The organism is Pseudomonas sp. FSL R10-2964 (assembly GCF_009600035.1).
In the GTDB taxonomy this organism is placed as follows: Bacteria; Pseudomonadota; Gammaproteobacteria; order Pseudomonadales; family Pseudomonadaceae; genus Aquipseudomonas; species Aquipseudomonas bubulae.
On sequence record NZ_WIWH01000017.1, the window covers coordinates 45356 to 69346 of the forward strand.

19 protein-coding genes are annotated in these 23991 nt (G+C 58.2%); 1 reads left to right on the forward strand and 18 read right to left on the reverse strand.

Going from position 1 to position 23991, the window contains the following annotated elements; all coding sequences use genetic code 11:
• Window positions 1-62: 62 nt before the first annotated feature.
• The 18 genes from GHN92_RS11635 to GHN92_RS11725 all read right to left on the reverse strand — a co-directional run bounded on the left by GHN92_RS11635 (window position 63) and on the right by GHN92_RS11725 (window position 21078).
• On the reverse strand, window positions 63-1640 hold the full coding sequence (locus GHN92_RS11635; protein ID WP_153380238.1) for an aldehyde dehydrogenase (NADP(+)): 1578 nt from the start codon (window positions 1638-1640) through the stop codon (window positions 63-65).
• 70 nt (window positions 1641-1710) lie between these two features.
• Complete coding sequence (locus tag GHN92_RS11640) at window positions 1711-3150, reverse strand: FAD-binding oxidoreductase (protein WP_153380187.1); 1440 nt, start codon at window positions 3148-3150, stop codon at window positions 1711-1713.
• Entirely contained in the window at window positions 3147-3689 is a 543-nt protein-coding gene (locus GHN92_RS11645; protein ID WP_153380190.1) for a permease, read from the reverse strand. Before GHN92_RS11645 ends, GHN92_RS11640 begins: the two co-directional genes overlap by 4 nt.
• A 47-nt stretch (window positions 3690-3736) precedes the next feature.
• On the reverse strand, window positions 3737-4828 hold the full coding sequence (locus GHN92_RS11650) for an ABC transporter permease (protein ID WP_153380192.1): 1092 nt from the start codon (window positions 4826-4828) through the stop codon (window positions 3737-3739).
• Window positions 4821-5825 carry an ATP-binding cassette domain-containing protein gene (locus tag GHN92_RS11655; RefSeq protein WP_153380194.1) on the reverse strand — a complete coding sequence of 335 codons (1005 nt, stop codon included), beginning with the start codon at window positions 5823-5825 and terminating at the stop codon, window positions 4821-4823. Before GHN92_RS11655 ends, GHN92_RS11650 begins: the two co-directional genes overlap by 8 nt.
• 2 nt (window positions 5826-5827) lie before the next feature.
• Window positions 5828-6889, reverse strand: a complete 1062-nt coding sequence (locus GHN92_RS11660; protein WP_153380196.1) for a TauD/TfdA family dioxygenase — start codon at window positions 6887-6889, stop codon at window positions 5828-5830.
• A gap of 25 nt (window positions 6890-6914) precedes the next feature.
• A complete protein-coding gene (locus tag GHN92_RS11665; protein WP_094999489.1) occupies window positions 6915-7577 on the reverse strand; it encodes a class I SAM-dependent methyltransferase in 663 nt (220 codons plus the stop codon).
• A 78-nt stretch (window positions 7578-7655) separates the two neighbouring features.
• Window positions 7656-10658, reverse strand: coding sequence for a citrate/2-methylcitrate synthase (locus GHN92_RS24025; protein WP_218580733.1), 3003 nt, complete (start codon window positions 10656-10658; stop codon window positions 7656-7658).
• A 36-nt stretch (window positions 10659-10694) separates the two neighbouring features.
• Window positions 10695-11690, reverse strand: a complete 996-nt coding sequence (locus GHN92_RS11680) for a hypothetical protein (RefSeq protein ID WP_153380198.1) — start codon at window positions 11688-11690, stop codon at window positions 10695-10697.
• 4 nt (window positions 11691-11694) lie between these two features.
• The gene (locus tag GHN92_RS11685) at window positions 11695-13269 is read right to left on the reverse strand and encodes an acyl-CoA ligase (AMP-forming), exosortase A system-associated (protein WP_153380200.1); all 1575 of its coding nucleotides are present in this window, start codon (window positions 13267-13269) and stop codon (window positions 11695-11697) included.
• A gap of 10 nt (window positions 13270-13279) precedes the next feature.
• Window positions 13280-14455, reverse strand: a complete 1176-nt coding sequence (locus GHN92_RS11690; protein WP_153380202.1) for a PLP-dependent decarboxylase — start codon at window positions 14453-14455, stop codon at window positions 13280-13282.
• A gap of 1 nt (window position 14456) precedes the next feature.
• Complete coding sequence (locus GHN92_RS11695) at window positions 14457-15434, reverse strand: 3-oxoacyl-ACP synthase (protein WP_165484547.1); 978 nt, start codon at window positions 15432-15434, stop codon at window positions 14457-14459.
• A gap of 13 nt (window positions 15435-15447) precedes the next feature.
• Window positions 15448-16437, reverse strand: coding sequence for a ferritin-like domain-containing protein (locus GHN92_RS11700; protein WP_094999484.1), 990 nt, complete (start codon window positions 16435-16437; stop codon window positions 15448-15450).
• A gap of 2 nt (window positions 16438-16439) precedes the next feature.
• The gene (locus GHN92_RS11705; RefSeq protein WP_094999483.1) at window positions 16440-17012 is read right to left on the reverse strand and encodes a hypothetical protein; all 573 of its coding nucleotides are present in this window, start codon (window positions 17010-17012) and stop codon (window positions 16440-16442) included.
• The gene (locus tag GHN92_RS24030; RefSeq protein WP_204936315.1) at window positions 17009-17887 is read right to left on the reverse strand and encodes a hypothetical protein; all 879 of its coding nucleotides are present in this window, start codon (window positions 17885-17887) and stop codon (window positions 17009-17011) included. The genes GHN92_RS11705 and GHN92_RS24030 overlap by 4 nt, the downstream gene beginning before the upstream one ends.
• 31 nt (window positions 17888-17918) lie before the next feature.
• Entirely contained in the window at window positions 17919-18164 is a 246-nt protein-coding gene (locus GHN92_RS11715; protein ID WP_094999482.1) for an acyl carrier protein, read from the reverse strand.
• Window positions 18165-18191: 27 nt separating this feature from the next.
• On the reverse strand, window positions 18192-19121 hold the full coding sequence (locus tag GHN92_RS11720) for a hypothetical protein (RefSeq protein ID WP_153380204.1): 930 nt from the start codon (window positions 19119-19121) through the stop codon (window positions 18192-18194).
• 229 nt (window positions 19122-19350) lie between these two features.
• Window positions 19351-21078, reverse strand: coding sequence for an AMP-binding protein (locus GHN92_RS11725; RefSeq protein ID WP_153380206.1), 1728 nt, complete (start codon window positions 21076-21078; stop codon window positions 19351-19353).
• 671 nt (window positions 21079-21749) lie between these two features.
• Here GHN92_RS11725 and GHN92_RS11730 point away from each other — a divergent pair.
• The gene (locus GHN92_RS11730; RefSeq protein WP_094999479.1) at window positions 21750-23864 is read left to right on the forward strand and encodes a mechanosensitive ion channel family protein; all 2115 of its coding nucleotides are present in this window, start codon (window positions 21750-21752) and stop codon (window positions 23862-23864) included.
• The last annotated feature ends 127 nt before the right edge of the window (window positions 23865-23991 follow it).

Below are 23991 nucleotides of genomic sequence, written 5' to 3' on the forward strand. Positions count from 1 at the left end.
ACGGGCTGGCGCTTTGTGCGTTACGAACCTGAAAGCGCAGGCTATTAAGCGATCTCCGCGACTCAGGCAAGCACACATTGCCCATTGACCATGCGCCACAGTTCGAGCGGATTGCCCTCCTGTAGCGCTTCAGGCATCAAGGCCGCAGGCAGGTCCTGATAACACACCGGCCGCAAGAACCTGTCGATGGCGCTGGCGCCGACGGCGCTACTTCGACTGTCCGAACTGGCCGGGAACGGGCCGCCATGCACCATCGCGTGAGAGACCTCGACGTTGTTCGGATAACCGTTCACCAGGATGCGGCCCGCCTTGCGCTCAAGGATGGGCAGCAGCTTTCGGGCCAGCCCATGATCAGCGTCATCCAATTGCATTGTCGCCGTCAGCTGTCCTGACAGGTGCTCGGCCACCGCCAGCATTTCATCTTCGTTCTTGCAGGCGACGATCAGCGAGCTGGGGCCGAATGTTTCGTCGCCAAGCCGTTCTGTTGTGAGAAAGGTGGCTGCATCGGTTACGAACACTGTGGCCTGCGCGGCACTTGGCTTTTCTGCAGGGCACCCTTGGCCCAGCGTTGTAATACCGCTGATGTTGCCTGTCTCCTCGATCCCTGCGAGGTAGGCATGATGAATCCCCGGCGTCAGCATGGTTGCTGCCGCCTTTTTGTGCAGGGCGTCCAGGGCCGTGCTGCAAAACTGGGTCAGTGGCTGACCTTCCAGGGCAATCACCAAGCCTGGATTTGTACACAATTGGCCGGCACTCATCGTCAGAGCCTCAACGAATCCACGGCCGATTTCGCTGGCGCGCATCGACAGCGCATGCGGCAACAGGAACACGGGATTGATGCAGCTCATTTCGGCGTACACCGGAATCGGTTCGCTGCGTTGCGCCGCGGTACGCATCAGCGCCAGACCGCCTTGTCGCGAACCCGTGAAGGCGACTGCCTTGATCGCGGGATGGCTGACCAGGGACTGGCCGAACGGATGACTGTCGCCAATGAGCAGGGAAAACACGCCCTCTGGCAAGTTGTGGGCAGCGGCTGCCTGTTGAATCACCTGGCCTACCAGTTCAGACGTACCCAGGTGAGCCTCGTGTGCCTTGACCACTATCGGGCAGCCAGCGGCCAGGGCAGCGGCGCTGTCGCCGCCGGCAACCGAAAACGCCAGGGGAAAATTGCTTGCACCAAATACAGCCACTGGGCCGAGCGCGATTTTGTGCAGCCTCAGGTCGGGGCGAGCAGGGATGCGTGTCGGCAATGCGCAGTCGAGGGTGGCGCCGAGGTAGTGGCCGTCGCGCACCACCTGGGCAAAGAGTCGCAACTGGCTCACGGTGCGACCCCGTTCGATGATCAGGCGCGCTGCAGGCAATCCGGTTTCGAGGGAGGCGCGCCCGATCAGCGTGACCCCCAACGCCAGGATGCCGGTGGCGATCGCTTCCAGAAACTGAGCACGCTGTTCTGCCGTGGTCGCGCGATAGCGATCGCAAGCCTGCTGCGCCAGCGTGCAAGCCTGGTCAATGTCAGCGATACCGCCGACGCCGAAGTCAGGGCCCAGCGTTTCATGGGTGGCAGGGTTGATTGCAGACAGCAATCCTTTGTCGCCAAGTACTGCCGACTGGCCGATGAGCATTTTGCCGGTAATCATCATGTGTCCTATAGCTTGCTGTGCCATCGTCAGGCTCGATTTTCTTGGATTTGGACTGCGCAGGAGGTTGGTTCTATGTATAGCGGTAGCGGCCCAGCACAGCCTGCGGGTCCATTAAAAGCTGCATAGCCCTGCTGATTTCCTGCACCTCTGGGGGCGTGTACTTGCCGTAATAAGCTGCATTCACAGGCCCGACGCCATGCTCTGCACTGAAGCAGCCGCCGTTTTCGGTCACCAGCTTATAGATGCCGCTACGCACAGCGACGACCTTGGCGATGCCGTACTGGCTGATGTGGGCGTGCGGCACCAGCACAATCAAATGGCAGCCGCCGTCGGCAAAATGGCCGAAATCGTAAAGCTGTAGCAGCGGATGTTCGCGCTGTAACCACTGTGCAGCCTGATCACGGAAAGCGACCAAGCGTGAGCGCGAAAACGCTACGTCGAACGACAGTGGGATACCTTCCTTGGCGATGGCCAGCGGCAGGTTGTCTCGCAGTGGCCAAAAGCTGCTGGTATTTCCAAAGGCGGCGTCGAGAATTCGGCCGCTTTCATACAGCGCTTCCAGCACCTGTTCGGTTCGTTGCGCAAAAAGGCTGTGCAAGCCAGGCATGCTGCTGGCGATCTCAATCAGGGCGTAGCAGCTTGCCGACGATTGGCCGAACGGGTGGCGCAGCGTGGGGAAGTTGCGCAACGTAATGGCGAGCGCCGCCTCGGAGATCACTTCGAACGCGCACAGCAGATCGCCAAATTGAAGTTCGAAAGCCTGCAACACCTCAAGCGCTGTCCCATGGTCAGGCAAGGCCACAAACACGCTTTGCGTCGACTGGTCGATGCGTTTGAGCTCAAGCGTCGCCGCCGTAATGATGCCGAAGGCGCCACCGGTGCCGACAAACAACTGCTTAAGGTCAAGCCCGGTATTGTTCTTGCGCAGCGGTGCGAGGAGTTGCACCACGGTGCCGTCGCCATCGGCCAGCACCACTTCGATACCGAGCAGGTTATGGCGCACGTCGCCATGCTTGAGCAAGCGGCTGCCGCCGGCATTGGCGCCAATTAATCCGCCTATGGCCGGGTCGCTGCCGATATCAATAGGGAAATACAGCGAATGGGTTTCCAGTGTGCGATTCAGTGCTGACAAGAGCGTGCCGGCTTCGACAATCACCGTGCGGTTCAAGGGATCAATCTCGCGCACTTGGCGCATGCGCGAAAGTGAGACGATCACTTGCTTGCCGGAGTTGTCGGTGACGGCACCGCCCACCAATCCGCTGCGGTTGCCTTGGGCGACCAGCCGTATGCGATGGCGCACCGCCATGCGCATAAGCGCGCTGACAGCGTGGGTATCGCACGGGATGACGACCGCCGCCGCTTTGCCGCGGCAATGAGCAACGTCGATTTCATAGGGGGCACAGTCCGCCCCGGTCAGCAGCGACGCCTGCCCCAGAACTTCGGCGACTTCGGCCAGAAACGCGTCGAGTCCCGAGGCTTGTCGGTCCACGGTATGTTCCAGGTCGCTCATTGCGCCGCCACCATGCGTTTGAGCAACTGGCTGCGTACCAGCACCAGTGCGACGACCGGCAATACGCCTCCCAGCAGCGTGTTATGGCGAAAAGCCAGTGACACCGCGACGGCGATGGCAGCGCCAATCAGCAACATCACAGAGAGTTTTCGGACCAAAGCCTGGTCGTTGCTGGTTTCGCCGATAAAGCCGAGTGGAGAAAACCGGGTGGCACCCATGCCAATCACCAATACGCACGCCAGCACGGGAGCAGCACCCAGCTCCTGCCCCCACACTTGCAACGCAGCGGTAGAGACCGAAGCCAACAGGGCGCCAATCATCAGGTACAGGTCGACGCCCATTGCGATCCAATGGCCAGGGCGGTAATTGAACAGCCAGAACAGGTGCGCAATGCTGAGAATACCGCTGAGCACATACGCGGTATCCCAGCGTACGCCTGCCTCACCCGGGCCGAAACGGCCATACAGCAGGAACACGATGACCGGAATGAATGCGCTGGCATTCGACAAATAGGCACGGCCTAGCTTGCTGATAGACATGCGGGTTTCCTTGGATAGAGATGCAATGAAATGCCTGAGTCCCGGGCTTAACTCTTGTGCCAGCGGAACATTAAGGTGGCTGCGGTGAGAAACAACGTGGTCCAGCCTGCCATGGCCAACAAGGGCAGCCACAGCGAAGGCAAGGGCGCTCCTTCGAGCAGCACTTGGCGCAGTACCGAGACAAACTGGTTGATCGGAATCACCGAGAGAATGCTTTTGATCCAGGCTGGCGCATCGTTCAACGGGATGGTCAGGTTGCCGAAGAACAGGGCCGGGTAATGGATCAGATGGCACAGCAATTCGGTTTCCTTGACCGAGGAGGTGCGACTGGCCAGCAGGGTGCCGAGGCTCAGCAACATGGCGCCGCCCAGCAGAATGACCGGCAACGCACGCATGGACTGCACGCTCCACAGCGAGATATCAATGCCGTACCCGTACCGCGCCACCAGCAGCAAGGTGCCGACAGAAATCAGCATCATGAGCACCCGCGACACGAGAATAGAGGCCAGAAAGACCAGCTTCGGCACTGGAAAGCAGGCGTAGATCTTGAGTGCATTATGTTCACGCAAGCTTGCAATCGATAAGGCGGTGGACATGATGCCGAGTGACATCAAACAGATGACCAGAATGCCGGTTGTAAAGAACTGGCCGTAGTCGAAGGGCTTGGCACCGGAGGCCGTATCCTCGAAACGCACCAGGTCTGTTGAGACGATGCCGCGTCTGGCCGCTGAACACCTGACCGCGGCGATCTCGATCACGCGCGCTGCGGCGCGTACCGCCAGCTGACCCTTGAAGTCATAGTGCACCTGCAACGGTTCGTCGCCGGCCGCAAAGACGATGCGTACCGTGTCTGCTGCGATGGGGGCAGTGCTGCTGACGGTTGAAAAATTGGCCTTTACCGGATCTCCGCCAGCAAATGCCTGCTGGATTGCTAGCTGGCAACTGGTGTCCGAACTGGCCTGGGCGTCAGCCTCCAGAAACTGGATATTTACCGTACCGAGTGAGCCAGGATGACCGAACGCCATCAGCATCACGGTCAGCAGCAGTATGGGAAAGGCCAGCGCCCAGAACAGCGCCGACTTGCTGCGAAAAAACCCCAGCAGCTCGTTGCGCGTCAATATCGCCAGTATGCTAAACATCCTGTTCTCCCTGGGCGCAGAGGTGCAACATGTCGCGGTAATGGGTGGGGCCGAACTCAAAGTGCTGGAACGCAACATTGCCGATCAGGCGGCGTATCGACTGATCCAGTTCCTGCGTGCCATAGACGCTGATTTCAGTGTTTGATGGCCTCGACAACCGCAACGTGGCGCTTTCGCGTTCCAGTTGGTGATAGATGGCGTTGATATGATCACTGTCGTCCAGCTGCAGATAGGCATGGAAGGCGCCGACCAGGCGGTTCTTCAATGCTTCTTTATCGCCTCGATACTCAACCCCGCCGTTGCACACCCACACCACATCGCTTGCGGCATCCAGCTCTTCCTCCGAGTGGCAAATCATGATGATGGTCAGGTCGGCCAGGTCGTAGCGCAGCAGGTGTGCGACGCGCTCGATATACGCTCGGTCGAGCCCGGTAAACGGTTCGTCAAGGATTGCGATTTCCGGGTGGTGTGCCAGCGCCACGAACAAATCGAGCCGCTGTTTCTGGCCGCGTGACAGTGCCCGATAGGGCAGTTTGCGCAGCGCTTCGATATCCAGTGCCTGCGCCACCTGCGGGTCTTGCTTGCCGTACAGGGCCTGATGCAAATCGAGGATTTCCCTGACATTCGACGAGTCTTCATATTCGACCCGCTGCAATTGCACCCCCAACCGCTTGCGGTGCCGGGTGCTTTGCAGAAAACGCGACGCCGTAACCCCCAGAATCTGCGCCTCTTCCAGATGCGCCTGACGGAAGCCGAGCAAGGCTTCGATCAGGGTGGTTTTGCCAGCACCATTGGGGCCAATGATGGCGGTATGTCGACCGCGCCGGAACTGCAGATCGCGGACCTCGAAGTGGAAACTGCCAGCGCTGACCCGGATCAGTTTGGCCGCCGCCGCATAGGGTTCATCAGTGCGCGTAGGTGCCAACTGCACCTCACGGTGCAGGGCAGGTTCGGACAGCCCGTGTGTTTCGTCCGTCAGCAGAATTTGACTGTTCATGTTCAATCGAACAACGCGACTTGGACATCGCGTTTGCCTTTGTAGGGATTGCGGCCATGGGCGACGGCAATGTTATCGATCAACAACATGTCACCGCTGTGCCAGGGAAACGCAATCTCCTGCGCCTCCAAGGCGTCGTATATCGGCGCGATTTCATCCTCAGAGATCGGCGAGCCGTCGCCCAGCCGCACATCGTAAGGGCGTGCCGGTTTGTCCTGATAGGCGTGCTGGATGTAGGCGTAACCCGGCTTGCCGAGGGAGCGGGCGTTGTTGTGTTGGGTCGACAGTTGATTGAACCAGATCGCTTCGCCGGTCAGCGGATGTTTCAACATGGCATCACCGGTATGCGACACCGTGATGCTGCCATCGTCGAGCCACTGGAAATCGAGGTGGGTATCGCGGCACAGCTGTTCCACCTGCTGCGGATCATCAGTCAGGAATGCTTCATCCCAGGGGCGGTGGTATTCGCGCATATGGGTGTTGCGCGGTTCATTCTCGGGCGTGCTGGGGGCGCGGAAATTGCGCAAGTACTGAATGCGCGCGGCGCTGAAGCGTTCGATCAAGTTCGGCGGCAGGCGACGGGTGACGGCTCGCATGTCGCACAGTATGGTTTCGCCGCCTTCTGCGGCGGCCTGTTTGCAGAAGAAAGCCAGTTTCTGTGGGTAGTGGGCCATATAGGCCTTTTCCTGATGCAGACCGATTTTCAGGGTGGCCGGGATGCGTGTCGATTCGTAGACTCTGCCCTCGATGTTCTTGCGTGGCGTGGCGCCGCCGATATAACCGAACGCATGCTCAGGATAGTTTTGCGCAATCGCCTGGAAGTCCGCGTTTTCGCGCAATGGAAAACCCCGGAACAACAGGCAACCGAATGCCAGCAGCATGCTGTCAAAGATTGCCTGGTGCTGGCGATACCACGTCGTAAAAGCCTCGCGGTCATCGCTTAGCGTACTGTCGACAGGCGTTATGACGAGCGGCATGTGCTCCGGCGACAGAAAGCCACACTGTACCCGTGAGCCGCCCAGCATTTCGTTAAAGTGCTCAACCCTATCTAAACGATGATCCATAGCTTTTTCCCCGACGAGTTGCGTATCAAGCCAGCAAAGGCTTTTTGATGAGGATTTCGAAACCCAGTGCGCCCATGCCGGAACTTGGGCTGGTCACTACCGTGCAATGGTCCAGACCCGCTTCGATGACCAGCGCGCGCGCTTCTTCCAGGGTGACTTTTTCTTCAACATGGGTCGGTGGATAACCCACTGAAGCGCGCATTTGAGTGAACTTCTCCAGCAAGTCGGGGGCGACGTCGCGGCGCATGTCGTGCACCAGGCCAACCCCGCCCGGCTGCAATACGCGATACATCTCCGTCAGGCTTTTCAGCTTGTCCGGCAAGTGATGCAAGGTGGCACGGCTGACCGCCATGGTCAGGCTGTTGTCGGCGAAGGGCAGGTCCAGGGCGTCGCCGACCTTGAGTTCGATGGTATCGCTCAGGCCTAGCGCTTCGATGCGCGGTCGGCCACCTTCGAGCATGGTTTCATCCAGATCCAGGCCGATGAAATGCCAGCCCTTCAGGACGGGGTCGGCGGCCAACCGCACCGGGACCACGACGGTGGCGGTGCCGATATCGACCAGGGCGCCCGGCGGCAAGTCGCGGGCAATCTGGCGGATGCGGGTGACGAACAACACATCCCAGGGTTCCAGTGCTTGCGAGGCAAAGCGGTCGTACTCGTCAGCAGGGCGTAGATTTTTCAATAACATGGATACGTTCTCGTCTTGGTTAGCGTTAGAAGAAGATTCAACGTTGAACTAGCCAGTGCGTGTGGCTCATTTCTTGTCTCACAGCCACCCCACTGGAACGGTGGCCAACAACTTGCGCGCGGCTTTGCTGTTGACACCGAAAGCAGGGCGATCGCGTCGCTCGATGGCATGCGCGACCATGGCCGCGACCCGGCCACAGAGCCCCAGGCCGACACCCCAACGGGCTTGGGTCACGCCGAGATCGAGCAGGGCTGCGGCGGTAATGAAATCAATATTCGGACGTAGGCCTTTGCGCTCAAGAACGTGGGCACAGACAACGTCGTAAATCTCCAGATAGCGCCCCCCGAAACCCCATTGGGAAAACAGGGCCCTGATGTGCGGCGGTCGTGGGTCCTGCACAAACAGCGGATGGCCAAAGCCAAACAACAGGTTGCCCGGCTGATCCAGCACGAGGTCGACCGCTTGCCGTATGTCAGCAGGGCTGGCTTGCGCACTGATGGTCTTGAGCCAGGTCATCGCTTCTTCTGCTGCGCCGACATGGTTCGGTCCGCTGGCCATGAAACCGGCCGCCACGGCCTGGGCAAGGGTGACACCGGTGCCGATGGCGGTACGGGGTACCAGCACCGTCGGCGTGATGTAGCCGAAACCGGCGTGCCAGGCCACCAGCAGGGCATCAACGACACGAATGGCTAATGGGTCGATATCGGTCGCGCCCATTGACGTCAACACGACCTCGGCGTGATGCGTCGATGCTGCGCCGGGGGCGCTATAACCGAGCGCCGTTTGCAGAAAGTGCGGCGTTGAAGCAACGCTGACCAGGCCCTCGATAAAATCCTGATGCGTAGGCAAGTCGCGAACGGTGGCTTCGATCAGGACAATATGTTCCAGCGCTGCCAGATCACCGAGAAGGCCGCAGGCGGCGGCCTGAACGATGCCGGCACCGCTGTCGGCCACGGCTTCGATGCCACGTCGATAGGCAGGCTCCGCCGACAGGTGGCTGGCAATGCGCACCAGAAGGGCGTCAACGGCCTGGCTCTCAGCAGGGGTCGGCAGGCTGCCAAACCACGCCAGCCATAGCGCTGTGGGGAAGTCGACAATGCCGATCAGGTCATTGAGGTTGCGACCCCTGACCCACAGCCCTTCATTAGGCTCAATCGTGGCGCCGTCGATATTGGTACCGCGATACAGGGTGCGTGGTCCGCCAAACAGGCTCTGCGGCGGTGTGGGTATCAGCGTGTCGGCCTGTGCCAACTCATCAAGCGCAATGCCGCAGTGGGCGACCAGCAGGTTTTCTATTGTGTGTGCGTGTTGCGTGACCGTCGGCAGGATATTGGCGAAAAAATAATGGGCGGTTTTGACCTTGCCACGGTAAAAAGCGGCTTCTTCGGCACTCAGTGGCTCGCGCAACTGACGCTCGGCCAGGCAGGCCGATTCAAGCAAGACCCAGGCGCTGGCGGTGAGACCGAGCATTTCCAGGAAGCGGGTATAGAACTGGCTGGTTTCGTGTGTGCGGCCTTCACGCACGTGCTCATTGATACGGGTTAGCGCCTGCTCCACGGCAACCATGGCGTTTTCCAGCGCCGGGAATTGGTCGTGCAGCTCAGAACCGACACCCGTTGTGTTGTTCAAGAAAGCATCCAGCTCTTCGCGCAGAAACTTGATCAGGCGTGAGTTCCTGCCAAAACCGAGCTTGTCGCGCACCAGGTCCTGGGACTGGATGTAGTTGGTCCCTTCCCAGATCGACAGGATTTTCACGTCGCGCGCATTTTGCTCGACAGGGTAAGCATCGGTGTAGCCGATACCGCCATGCACTTGTATCGCCAGTTCGCAGATTTTCCAGGCCTGGTCCGAGACGAACGCCTTGCACACCGGCGTGAACAGCAGCACCAGCTTGCGGTATTTTTCGACCTGGGCTTCGTCCAGTACCGGCTCGGCTTCCAGGGCAAATGCCTGGGTCGATGCGCCGGTCAACTTACCGAGCAGGCCACGGCAACCTTCTACCCGGGCCTTCATTTCCAGCAGCATGCGCTGCACGTCGGCGTGTTCGATGATAGCCACAGGCGGGGCGCTGGCATCGGAGGTGCGACTGATTGCACGGCCCTGGAACCGTTTGCCGGCGAAATCGACTGAATGCAGATAAGCGCTGGAAGCCAGGCCCAAGCCGATAATTGCCGTGCTCATACGGGCCTGGTTCATCAAGGGCACCAGTTGCAGCAATCCGGCATTCTTGCGGTCGCCCAGCAGTACGGCGCGGGTGGTGCCGGTTCGACCAAACACCAGTTGGGTATTGGCGCAGCCCTTCAATCCCATCTTGCGCAGCAATGAAGTGCACTCGACATGGTTGTCTTCCAGCTCGCCCGTTTCGGGATTAGGCCAGAAGCGCGGCACCAGCAGGCAGGACAGCGAGTAGGAGGTCGAGGTGGTGGTATTGATGCGGCCCAGGACAAAGTAAACGGTGTTTTCGGTCAGCGTATGCATGCCCGCCGAGATGTAGACCTTTTCGCCGCTGACGGCGTATTCGCCGTTTTCAAGGGGTTTTGCGACAGTGGTGACCGCTGTCAGGTCGCTGCCGGCCTGCTGCTCGGTGGCGCAGAAACAAGCGTCCCAGTCGTAGCGCTGAAGCTTGCGCAGGTACGTTGCCTTTTGCGCTGCGGTAGCGTGCAGCTTCAACAGCTTGATGGCCGGAAAATTGAAGCCGCCGTAGGTCATGAACGCCGGATTGGCGCCCATGAACATTTCCTGGATGGTTTGCCGGATCAGGGGTGGCAAGGCCGGTTGCTGGGATTCGCTGTCGATGCCCAGCACCTGAATCCACTCTTCCTTATAGCGCTGCCAAAGTCCGTGGAACTCTTTGGGGATTTCGACCTTGCCGTTTTCCAGCAAGTGGCATTCCTGTCGGTCGGAGGCTTGATAGGCCTTGCCTAACTCATAAGCGAACGCCCTGGCGCGCTCCAGCAAGGCATCGTAGTAGGTACGATTTTTGTCGTTGAACGGCGCCCGTGTGAGAAAATTCTGGTCGGTTTTATGCAGTTCCCACAAAAAAAAGCGAAGCTCACGCAGGCTGACTTTATAAGCAGACATAGGTTTTCCTGATTAATAAGCGGTGTGTATCTGGGTTCAGGCGCCAGCCTGGATCTCGGCCACAATGGCGCCAGCGGTGCCACACAGCGCCGCATCCCAAAACAGGGCGGTGGCTGTTTTACCCTGAGGCAGGGTGGCGCGCAGGCGCATAAGCGACAGCAAGGGGGCCGCGCTCGAGTGGTGCGCGCGGGCACCGAGTTCGAAATGTCGCTCTTGTGCAATGCCCAGTTCGCGACTGACGCCCAAGGTGAAGCTGTCGCTGAATCCGGCCGGTAATACCCAATCGATATCACTGGCTTTCAGGCCGGAACGTTCGATTGCCGTTTGCGCTGCGTTCACCGCCATCGGATGCAGGCGCTCAGCCAGAGCGGCAGGGGTCAGCCCCCAGGGGTTGTCAATGGCCGCGCCATAGTGCACCGCCGAGGCGCGTATCGCCCCCCAGCCAGGCGTCGTCTGAGCGTCGCCATCGAGCAAGATGGCGGCTGCGCCGTCGCCGTACACAACCAGATCCCCCCAGGCGCGAAAGAAGGGGTAGAGCCACTTATCGGACGCCACCAGCAGCACCTTGCCGCCGAGACTGACCAGCGCTTCGATCATGGTCAGTGCGTTGAACACGCCGCAAGTACCCGATTGGCCGATGGCGAACGGCAACGCGTTGGGCAAGCCCAGTGCATGCTGGATACGGCCTGCGACCGACTCATTAATGCGTTGGTTAAGGGCGCTATTGGTCACCACAATATGGGTCACCTGTGCCAGCGTTTCTGCCGGAACCTGTTGACGCAATCGCGTGACCGCTTCCAGTGCCAGGTCGGCGCAGCTTTGCAAGGGTGGCGCTACCGGCAGGGCGATGCTCGCCGTGGGAAGCAGTCGACGCTCTTCTTCGGCGTCGATCCTGCCTTTGCCACGAGGCATGGAAAAGACCGCCGACTTGTACAACAGATGGCCATAGCCGATGTTTTTTTCCTGAGCTTGTACCGCCCGGAAAGGGGTCGTATCGGGGACGTGAGAAGCGATAGCGCGGATTCGAAGCATGAGGCTATTCCGTGACCGTAAGTGAGGTGGAGAAAAACTCGGAAAACTGCTGCTTCAGCTGCTTTCGGTCGATCTTGCCGTTCGGATTGCGCGGTAAAGGCGAGTCATGGAAGGACACATGCAACGGCACCATATAGGTCGGCAGTTTGTCCCGGCACAGCTTGATCAGTGCCTGGGCGCTGGTTTGTATCTGCGGATGGGCGAACAGGCTGATGATGATGGCTTCGCCCTGTTGCGGATGCGGTACACCAAACGCTGCCGCCTCGGTCACGTCATCCACGGCAAAGAGGATTTCTTCGACTTCGGTGGGGCTGACGCGATAACCGGAGGTCTTGATCATGTCGTCGCTGCGCGCAACGAAATACAGATAATCGTCGCTGTCGCGGTAGACGATATCGCCCGACCAGACCGCTGTTTCGGTACGCGAAATCTGCTGGTCCGGGTGTAACCAGGGACGAAAGCGTTGAGCGGTCAGTTCTGGATCATTCCAGTACCCGAGCGTGACGAACGCCCCGCGGTGCACCAATTCACCGTGCTCTCCAGCGGCACATTCGCTGCCGTCCTGGCGCATCACGCGAATATCAGCATTGGGGACCGCCTTGCCGATGGAGTCGGGCCGTGTGACGGCCGCTTCCGGCGCCAGGTAGGTGGAGCGGAAAGCCTCGGTCAAGCCGTACATCAGGTAGGGCAGCGCATTGGGAAATGCGGTTTTGAGTTTTTCCAGCAAAGGCGGTGGCATATGCCCGCCGGTATTGGCGAAGCAGCGAATGCGAGCGCCGGCAGGCTGCGGCCATTGCACTGACGCCAGTTGCATCCACAGTGGCGGCACGCCGGTAATCACGGTGACGCCATGGGCTTCACAGAACGTCGGGACTTCACCCGCTTGCAGGAAATCCAGCGGGGCGTAGCAAGCACCGCTGACCAGCGCCGTGGTCAGCTGACTGAACCCGGCATCGAAGCTCAGCGGCAATACGCCCAGGATGACGTCATCGGCCCGCAAGCGCAGATAGTGAGCGACGCTATAGGCGCCAGACACCAGGTTACGTTGCGACAGCACCACGCCTTTGGGCCGTCCCGTAGAGCCGGAGGTGTACAAAATGGCCGCAGGATCACTGTCTGTGACGGCGGCGTATGCGTTGACAAACGCCGCATCGGTCAGCGTGTTCAGGGTCTCGGACTGTAGTTTTTCCAGTTGCCAGGTATCGAGTTCGATGTCATTCAACGCCGCCTCGATGCGTCTTAGGCGTGCCCCCGTACTGATGAGCAAGCGAGCACCGCTGTCCAGCAGGATATGGCGAACCTGTTGCTCTTTGAGCTGAGGGTTGATGGGCACCAGGATCGCACCCCGGGCATTGATTGCCAGGAACATGACGACGGTTTCGTACTGCTTGCCCGTATAGACCGCAACGCGTTCGCCCGCTTGCACGCCGCTATCGGCCAGCCTCTTTGCCGCCAGGCGCACGTCCTCCAGCAATTGGGAATAAGTCGCCATCTTTGCGCCTTGCGCGAACGCACGGCGGTCGCCATGGTGTTGGGCGCTGTCTTTCAACAGGTCGTACAAACTGATGTGGGCGGTCATGGTGACGTCCCTAGGATTGGTGGATATAGGTGTGTGCCGGGCTCTGCGAGAGGAAAGCGCTGACGCTGTACGTCTGGTTGTAGGCGCCGCAGTTGTCGAAGATCACCAGATCGCCCACGCTCGGCGGGGCCGACAGTTCATGACTCCAGCCGATCACGTCGGCGCGGCTGCAGGTGCTGCCAACAAACTGGATCGGCAACGGGGGCGCGTCACCCGGTGCCTGTTGACGCCGCAGCAGGCGCGGCTGCGCGTAGTTCTTCAACATGGCCTCAGTTTTGGCCAGCAGGAAGTTGTGGCTCAGGCCACCGTCGCAGACGGCAACGTAGCGCTCACCCAAGGCTTTGACTGAACGTACGCGGGTCACGAAAGTGCCTGCGCCAGCGAAGACACCGCGCCCGGACTCGTGGACGACCTTGAAGTCTTTTTGCAGCGGCGCAATGCGCTGGCGATAAGCGTCAAACGTCTGCGCCTGGTTGTTGAAGTGCTCGGAGAAACCGCCGCCGACGTTAAGAAACTCAACCGGCATGCCGGTGAGGCGTGCTACTTGTGGCGCGAATGCAGCGAGCGCATGGGCAAGGGCGGCGGCATCGGCACCCTTGTCATCGATGTGAAAGCTATTGGAGCCCGCAAACGTATGGAGGCCGATGATTGGCACGTTGGCCTGGGCCAATGCAACCGTCGTCAGCAAGGCGTCTTGGCGACTCATGCCGAAGTGGTCCGCCGGGTGTTTGCCCGAGCTGACCAGTTGGCCCGCGTTCAAGCGCAAAACCGTTTGCGGCGCGGTCTGTTTGCCGATGACGCGAATCAGTCTCTGCGCCTGCTCCAGGCTGTCGATGATGAACGTGCAGCGTGAGGCCAGGGCCGCGCGCATGAAATCTTCATCCATTGACGGATTGTTCACGTATTTGGGGGTGTTGATGCGACCCGCCACAATATCGAGTTCGCCCAGGCTGGCCAGCTCCACACCGTCGACGAAGGCATGGCCGCAGCGGATCAACAAATCCAGGTTTGGATTGGCCTTGAGCGACACAATCAACGGTGTACTCAGACGCTCGCGTAAATCAGCGTAACGCGCCTGTACGACAGTGGGGTCCAGTACGTAGCAAGGCGTTTTCAGATTCAGCAGCCATTGGTCGGTCGTTGCGTCGTCGCTTCTGACAGGCGCGCAGGCGGTGGTCATGGTCATGTCAATTCACCGGATGAAGGGTCAATGCCGAAAATGAACCGTTGTCCGATTCCGTTATGTTCATCAGGTGCGCCCCGGCATCGACCTTGCTCAAGCCAATATCGGCCAGGTTGATCGCCAGGTCCGAGCCAAAGGAGTGGCCTTTGTTCAGAATGTTGTCGGAGTAGAGCGTGGAGGAGGGAATGGCCATTGCGCCACAGAAGGCTTTCCAGCCAGAGTGGTTGGAGTTGTAAGGCAAAATGCAGGAAAAATCGCTAAGCGCCATGCCACAGTCGGCCACGGCTTCCTTCATGACTTTGCGGGTGTAGTGCCACTCCAGATTGAACATTTCCTTTTTCACCGCGTTGTTGGTCACGGAGCCCAGATACCAGCTGCCGTAATTGCGTACGGCCGTTGCACCGACCCGGTTACGCCGGCTGTTACGGGTCACCAGCAAGCACCCTGCGCCATCACTTAAGATGCTTGCCTGCAACACCCGGAAACGCTCGATAAAGACGCGGTCGGACGACACGATCAGCACCGAGTGCAATTGGCTATGGACATTCATCAAGGCCTTGGCCATCTGAATGGCGACGCTGATCGACGAGCAATTGAGCTGTGCGATCGAGCCGGCCCAGACAGGCTTTATGCCGAATGCCGTGGCCACTTCCATGGGCAGGCTGCGTGGCGCCGGCGGTACGCTGAATAGCCCGGTATGAACATGGATGACCGCACCGATGTCGCTGCCCTTGAAGCCTTGCTCCTCTTGCAGGCGAGCGACAGCGCGCTTGGCCAGTTCGACCTCGTCGATGTCCGGTGACACATGGAAATAACGGCAACCCGCATTGCGGATCATGTCAAAGCGCTCGGCGGGCAACTTATGGTGCTGAGCCCAGTCATTGAGGTCCTGGCGTTCGCCGGGTAACTCGTAAGCGGCGGCTTCAATACCGATCGTGAAGGGGGCGGGGCTGTTTGTTGCCGCAGTAGTTGGGGGCGTCATGACTGTATTCCTGTTAAGCCGGCATTGGCATGGCGGCGTAGTCCAGCACTCTGAGCTTTTCAAAGGCATCGCTTACACGGGGCGTCAGCAAACCCATTTCGCGGATGGTCGGCACCAGCCGCCGGAAAATGGAACGGCGCATGGAGTTGGCCACTTCAGAACTCCTGACCAGGTGGCTGCACTCTTTTTTGGATAAGCCCATCGGCTCCCATATGTCGTCGGCGCACAGGTGTTCGTACAAGGTATAAGCACCTTCAACCACAAACTCTTCGCGCTCCTTGCGTTCAGTTCCGCTCATTTCCTTGTACACACTGCCCAGCGTGATGCGGCCAATGGCGAAATGGCGCGCCTCATCGCGCTGAATGCGCGTCATCAGGTCTTTGATAAAAGGGTCTTTGGTGTAGGCGACCATGCTTTGAAACAGTGACAGCGCAATGCCCTCCACCAGCACTTGCATGCCGAGGTTGGTCATGTCGAGTTTGCTGGTGGTAATGGTGTCTTCCAGCAGGCCTTTGAGCGCCTTGCTCATGGGGTAGCTGATGGGCAGCTTGTTATTCACCAGGCGCCCGAATGCTTCAATATGACGGGCTTCATCGATGATTTGCCCGGCAGCACAGAGGCGAGCCGAGAGGCTTTCTTCTGCCACCGCCAGTTTCGATGCGCAAATCAGGGCAGCCTGTTCACCGTGCAGTACCTGTGACAGGGTCCAGCCTTGCGAGTGATGGCGAATTTCGGCGCGGTTTTTTTCATTCATTTTGTTCCAGACATCGGTGCCGTAGATCAGCAGTGTGCCGTCCGGCATGCCCAGTGGATTGTCCGGGTTGAGCTCGTAGCTCCAATCGATGTCGGTATTGACATCCCACTGGTTGGCCTTGGTTTTCTGATACAGCGCATTCAAGCTGTCATTGCTGAAATCGTAGGTCTGAGACATGTAAGCCTCGACCGAGAAATTCCACTTGATCGGCTCGCCATCATCCAATGTCGGTTTGTGCTCTGTTTGCATGATCACACCTGTACGTGCGTGCATTTCGGTTGAGAGGTGGTGAACGGCTCATGCACAGGAGATGTGTGCACCTGTGCCGCGAAGTAGTCCAGGTCGGGTAAGAACCACTCGGTGATGGCTGGTGTTTGCGCGGTATTCCAGGCTGCGATGTGCAGGAGGTTATCGCCGCCGTCCCACAGGTCGCGGCGAATCTGTTCGGCGCTGATCCAGACCACCGGCGTCTGTAGCTGGCGCGCCCAGAACAAGGCTTCGTTCCATAAATGGGCGCCCATCGTCACGCGTGGATCGAGCAGATTTTTTGGCAACGCAAGGTCGATGGAAGGCATGCGTACCTGCGCCAGGAGAAGCGTCTGCTCACCGCAGCTGTCCCAAATGTACTGGGCCAGCGTGGACAGCAGGGTGTAGTACTGCTGGTTGTTGACCAGCACAGGCGCGGGATTGTCGTGTGCGTACACACTTCGGCGTGCATAGTCTTGCGTTTCGAGCAGTGGCAGGTTGCGAGCCGAACAAGGGATCGCCAGGTTGTAATCGGGGTTACGCTGCAACAGCAGGGAACAGGTTTGCGCGCTCTTCACATTTCACCTTCCAATGCATAGTGCAGATCAGGCGCGAGGGTTATCTGGGCAATCGAAAAATAGCCGTTCATTGCCAGCGAAGAAACGATGCAATCGCTACCCGTGTGCGCGGAACCCGCGCCCAGCTCCCCCAATAGCGAAAGCCAGGGGTCGCTGCCGAATGAATGGCCAAATCGTTGATAATGGTCGGCGTGCACAGAAGAAGTGTCGAAGCACTTGAACAGCGCGCGGCGCGACATCTCTGGAAAAAACGGTACTGCAATGCCTAGACCTGGCCGGCTTTCGGTGAAACTGCGCAGGTTGCGTCCTAATTGCAGCAGCGCATTAGCCTGGCTTGAAGTGCCGATGACCAGCATGTTTTTGGCCTCTGGAATCACGTCAATCACTAACGTACAGATGCCAAAACCGGAATTCCCCCAGCGGTTGTTGCCTAACCAGTAAGTAAAATTGTGGATATCGGTATCGACAATCTGCAGTAACAGCCTGCGACGACCGCTGAACTGAGCCTTCCCCTGGATATATCGCAGGATGAAACCCCAGCCCGTGCATTCATAGGCGTTGGTGACCCAGTCAGGACGGCGCCCATACTGGGTGGCTATCGCCTCCTGGAAATAGCCTGCATGTGGCGAACCGTCTGCCAAAAATTGTGACAGCACGGTAGAGCTCACCACGTAATCGTCGATAGGGCCTGCGTCGCTTGCATAGCGGCAAGCCTCATCGCCTACCCGCTGCCCCAATGCCAACGCTGCATCCTCCAGGCTGACCTGGTGCGATACAAAGGGCGTTTCTGTGCGTCGGTAAGCTAGCGTATGGACCCTGAAAGCCGGAACGGTGCCAAGCGACGGCGTTGATGCAAAGGGCTGCGAGTTCGACATGTTGAGCTTCTGGTATGAGGGTGGCTGGCGATCAGGCGACTTGTTGCTGCTGCAACTGCGAGTCGATTTGCTCCAGAGTGGTGTACTGCGTGATATTGAGTTGTTCAGGGTCAATCGATCCGTAGAGCTGTTCGCAATAGACGATCAGCTCAACCACGTTGAGTGAATCGATACCCAGTTCGCCCAAACCGACATGGGTATCGACGGATTCGATATTGAGAATCTTGGCGGCTTCTTTCTTCAGAAGTTCCAGCGTGTTGAGGGTTTCAGTCGTCATTGGTGCATCTCCTGGGGTTAAAGCGGATTAAAGTGAGTCGGATACGGGCTTGGTTACGCGCATGCTTGCGCGCAATTCGTGATAACAGCGGTAAGAGCTGCCTTCCATTTTGGTAAACGCCAACAGGTCACGCTGGTCGAGAAAACTCGGTACGGCAGAGCGGCTGACCAGATGCAAAAGCAGTTCATTGGAGGCGAATTTCAGTGCCAGCACGCGGTGCACGTCTTCGCTCTCATAGCGGTCGGACAGCGTCTTGGTACGGGCGGCGGCAGCGATGAAGTCGCGTGACGCGCGTTCGTCGGGTGTCAGTTCGAGGCGGCCCTGACTTGCCAGCCAGTCAACATGGGCCATCAGTGCGCGCACCAGGAAAGGCCGTACCGTCGTCAGGTATTTATTGAGTACCGCAGGGCCGCCCACTTTCAGACGATCTTCCTGGGAAACCTGCACCGTGCCCTTGACGTTCCCCAACTGCACGACATCGCCGAGAAAGGGCTCGCCGCAGAGGGTTCGCTTGAGGGTCTTGTATTGCTCGGGCCAGACCAGGAAGGCTGAAGGGAAAAACGAGCCCGGCGTGCGGGCGGCAACGATTGCCATGCCATCAAGGTTGGCGTACATGCCCCATACCTTGTCGATATGCAGCTTGAAACCATCCCCTTCAGGCTGGGCGACAGTGCGCCAGCTAGTGAGGGTAGGGCCGCCGGCATCACTCATCAGAAAACGCAGGGCGCTGCCCGCATCAATGCTGGCGCGCGCCCGTTCGTATTGATCCGGCGTCAGGAACAGCGAAAACAAATGGGCGAAGTTCTGCATGAACGATCGGTAGTGCAACGCCAGACCGTCTTGCTGAATGCGCTCCAGAATATGTTCCAAGTCATGGCTCGGCTGCGACAGGGCCACCGAGGGGCGGTTTAATTGCTCGGCAGGCTCATAGTCTTGCGGTGTCTGCGAAATCAACATATCTGAATCCATCAGTCGCACTGAAGCGCGCGAAATAATATGGATCAAGTGAGCAGGCAGTTCGCCGTATGTCGATAAGCGATGAAGAACCGGTTGTGCACACACATTCAATAATGAATGGCGTGACGAAGCCGTATCCCCACCTTGCGTCAAAGTGTGCATAGTGTGTGATCCGGTATTTGAAAGTTGCAGTGCTTCAGTGTGTCGATGTTATTGGCGTGGTTGTAGATTAACTAACAAGCTGTTCGCGATCGGCCTTGTCTTTGTTGTCCAGTACGGTTTGCAGATAAATAGTTCGGCATTCCAGGCGCTTGAGTTTGTTGCTGGTCGTACGTGGCAAACTTCCGGGTAGCACGAATGTAATGGCGTGGGCACCAAATCCGAACTTCTCACGCAATTGGTTTTGAAGTTGGGTGCGCAGTTCGATAGGGTTATGCTTCGTTTCAAGCTCGATCAGAATCGCCAGGCTCTCGGTTCTCTGTATCTCGTCGTAGATACCGAAGGCCGCTATTGCATTACCCCCGCTGGCCAATAAAGGGTGTGAGGCTATGACGTCTTCAATTTCATGGGGGAAATAATTACTGCCGCGGATAATGATGAGTTCTTTCTTGCGGCCGAGTACAAACAAGTGCTCATCCACTCGATAACCTATATCCCCGGTCGCAAACCAGTCGCCGCTCTGGTAGTGCTCGGTCTGGCCTTCGGCGGGTAAATAGCCGGACATGACCGAAGAACCACGTATGAAAATTTCGCCCACTTCGCGGTCCTTGGCATCGGAACTGTCCAAAGCCCTTACCGCCACTTGCATCCCGTCAATCGGCCGGCCCATCGACAGTACGGTTTCTACCCGCCGACTGTTATCGTCGGCGCGGCGTGCCTGCCAATGATCGATTACCGCGCCGGAGTCGATACGGTCAGGAATCACGTAGGAGAGCGCCTGCTTGTCGTAATCAAAGGTCGTGTTATGCATGGTCACTGCCAGCGTCGATTCCGCCATGCCGTAGCAGGGTTGCAGCGCAGAACGTGAAAGGCCGTGGGGCGAGAATGTCTGTGCAAATTCCCTCAGGCAGGCTTCATCGACCCTTTCGGCGCCGACAAAGATATTGCGCAACTTGCTCAGATCCACCTCTTTCATTGACGCTTCGCGGTAACGGCGAATGCAATACTGCAGGGCGAAAGTCGGCGCCGCCGTGGTGGTTGCGCCAAAGCTGGACATGCGCTTGAGCCAGCCAAGCGGGTTGCGAATAAAACTGGCCGGCTGCATCAATAGCAGCGGTGCCTGGTAATACAGGTTCGACAGTAGCGTCACCAGGCCCATGTCGTGATGCAGCGGCAGCCAGGACGCAGAGGCGTCGCCGCGTTCGACACTGTAGCCAACAACACCGCCGATACCGCGCACATTGGCGATGACATTGCGATGGCTCAGGATGGCGGCCTTGGGGCGACCGGTCGAGCCCGAGGTCAGTTGCACATGATGGCCGCTGTCAGCCTGGCAGCGTTCCACGCGCACTGGAAACCCTGCGCTGGCAGCGAGGCTCACCTCTGCGCTCGTGACCACGCGTACAGGCAGGTTGGAAAGCAAGCGCTGGAGTGCCGGTGTATTGCTTTCGGATGCGATCAGCAGGCGCGGTGCAAACAACTGACAGGCCACATATATCTGATTGCGCGGTGAGTCTGCCATCAATCTTCCAGGCAGCGCGACGGTGCAAGGCAAGGCGCCAATCAACACGCATCCAGTCAGCAGTAACAAGTGATCGATCGATGCCGGCAGGGCAAGAATAACCAGGTCATTACGAACAACCCCCAGTTCAGTCAGGGCTGAAGAGACCGCCAATGCTTGTTGTGCCAACGCTGCATAGGAAATGCTTTTTTCTTCCCCGTTCTCTTCTATAACAGTAATTTGCCGCAGTGCACTTTGCTGTGGATTATCCAAGGCAGACAAAATAGCATCGATCATTGTTTCCAATTTCCGATCTCCGGGAAGTCAATCAAACAAGTCTGTCAAATATTACAAATTCAATACAACGCTCTAGTGAGCATACAAACCTGTAGTGCCCGGTCTGGCGGACTTTATGGGATGGAACAGTGTTTGTAAATCGGTCGGGTGAAAGTTTCATAATCTTTCATGTTCGTTTGTAGTCGGCGCTATTGCCCGGTTCTAAAGCAAGTTTATAGTTGTTTAAGTGTCTAAACACTTGTTACTCGGCGTCGGATGTTTTGTATTTAAGTCGTGCGCGCAGTCGTTTACTTTTGTAGTACGTGTCGACTCTTTAGTTGTGGGAGTGTCTCGAATAAGTCGTTGGTAGTGCGGGGTAAACGTGGTCTTCAAGATCACGTATTTCGGCGCTTCCGGCGTATTCTTATAACGGGCGTACTCGTCGTCCAATGAGTACTTTCTCTCCCGGTTTGGTGTTTGCTGCAGTTACGATGCCTGATCTTCGGGTTACACATTTTGTCTAGTGGTGTATTGAATGGCGGCAGTTTCAGGCAAGCCTCAACCGATTATTTCCCGCGCCTGACGTGTCATTGACTACGCTGTACCTGATCGAAATTACAGACGCGCCCTGTCTCGAACCTAATCCCTTCGATACGGTTGGCCTATCAAGGATGTGCAGGAGGCCCCCGGGTTTGTACAAATTCAAAACAGCGTTTCTGCTTCTTGTCCTGTTGTGCTCGGGCAATGGCATGCTTTTGGCCGCCCCTACGCTGGCCTCTGTGATCAAGGCCGAGGAATCCGATGGCAAGCCTCCCGTGCTGGTGGATGGCGGGCTGCTGGGTGCCTTGGGTGCGGGGATGGACGAGGTTCAAGGTCAGCTCGGCCTGAGTATGCAGTTGCTGGACGCCTGGCGTTTACGCACCGAGCGGGCGGCAGGTGAAGTAGGACAACTGGTCGAGCAGGCATCCACACATCCTTCATGGAGTGGTGTAGGCGACTTTTTCTTGCTGACGGTTATCTGGTCCGGCGTTTTTTTCGGGTTGATGCTCGCAGGAAGATTGCTGGCGCGTTATTTGTGTACCACGCGTTCGATGGTTGACCGGCCACGCATCCAGACGCTGGTGGGTTATGTGGTGCCCTACATGTTGCCTGCGCTGGTCTCGTTGATGCTGGCCCTGTACGCCAGCCGCATGCTGCAAGACACCTTGGGTCGCTCGTTCGGCCTGACCCTGACCTATGCCGGCAGCGCCGGGGTGTTCTGTGTGGCGCTGGTGCTGTCACTGAGTACCTTGTTTGAAACGGGCCACAAGCGCCGCGCGGTGCAGATTATTCGTCAGTACTCGAAACGGGCGCTGTTCTTGATCGGCTTTTTTTCGGCACTGAGCGACGCAATGAGCAGCCCGCAAATTGCGCGGCAAATCGGCGGCAATATCGCCAGTTGTCTGTCGGTATTCGCCGGCCTGCTGGCGTGCGCCATTTTGGGCTGGCTGGTGGTACGGCTGCGGCGGCCCGTGGCTCACCTGATCCGCAATCGGGCCCTGGCACAACGGCTCGGGCAGCCAGCCTTGCAAGAGTCGTTGCGCATTTTTTCGGTACTCTGGTACTGGCCCGTGCTGCTGATGTTGCTGGTGAGCGCGCGCAATTTACTGGGCGTGGGTGAGGGCAGTGAACGTGCCTTGCGCAGTGCATTGCTGACATCAGGCCTGCTGATCGGCACGGTATTTCTGAGCACGATTCTGCACCATTCGTTTCGGGCGCGAACCCAGCATACAGGGGCCTATAAAGAGCGTTTTATCGGTGTGGTTTACGCATTGCTGCGCATTGCCCTGGCCGTGACCTTTATTGAGTTGCTGGCTAAGATCTGGGGTTTCTCGTTGTTGGCCTTTGCTTCCGACAGCAATACCGGCAAGGTCATCAGTGATTCCCTGGGCCATATCCTGTTGATCCTTCTGGTGACCTGGTTGACCTGGGTGGTCCTCGACACGGCCATTCAACAAGCGCTGGAACCGGCCACCAACCGGCGCGGGAGCCATGAGCCCAGTACGCGAATCAAGACCATCCTGCCGCTGGCGCGCAATGCTATCAAAGTGATTCTGGTGGTGATCTGTACCATCACCACCATGGCCAATCTGGGGGTGAACGTCGCGCCCTTCCTGGCTGGCGCCGGGGTGATAGGCCTGGCCATCGGCTTTGGCTCCCAGCAGTTGGTGCAGGACGTGATTACCGGGCTGTTTATCATTATTGAAGACACCATCTCGGTGGGTGACTGGGTGGTGATCGACTCCGCCCATGCCGGCACCGTCGAGGGGTTGACCATCCGAACCCTGCGCCTTCGCGATTCGAGAGGTTTTGTCCACTCGGTGCCTTTTGGTCAGATCAAGGCCGTCATCAACCATTCCCGGCAGTTTGCCTATGCCTTTTTTTCCGTGCAGTTCACCTATGACACCGATATGGACAAAGCGACGGCCCTGATTCGGGAAGCGGGGAGCCAGATCAGCAGCGATCCTCTGCTCAGCCTGAGCCTGCAGGGCTCGCTGACGATCTTTGGCGTCGACAGCATGAACCTCGATGGCGTGACCATAACCGCGCAGTTCCGAACCATGTCCGGGGCGCAGAACACCGTGAGCCGGGCATTCAATGACCGGCTTAAAAAGCTTGTGGATAAGTCGCCGGATGTTCACTTCGCACAGCATTATCCACAGGGGTTTCTGCTGCCCGTGCGGGAGCCGGAACAAACGCTGCCAGCGGACTCCTTGGCGCAACGGTCTACGGTATTACTGACTGATATTCCGCCCAGATCCCAATGAAGGCCTTTTAGCATGAGGCAGTTTGTCAGTGACGGGTGGGCAAGAAACCCGCAAAATGCGGCTATCTTGATTAGGGTCAGCAGCTTTCACGGCTGGTTTTCTGGTATACATCACCGTTCTAAATAGA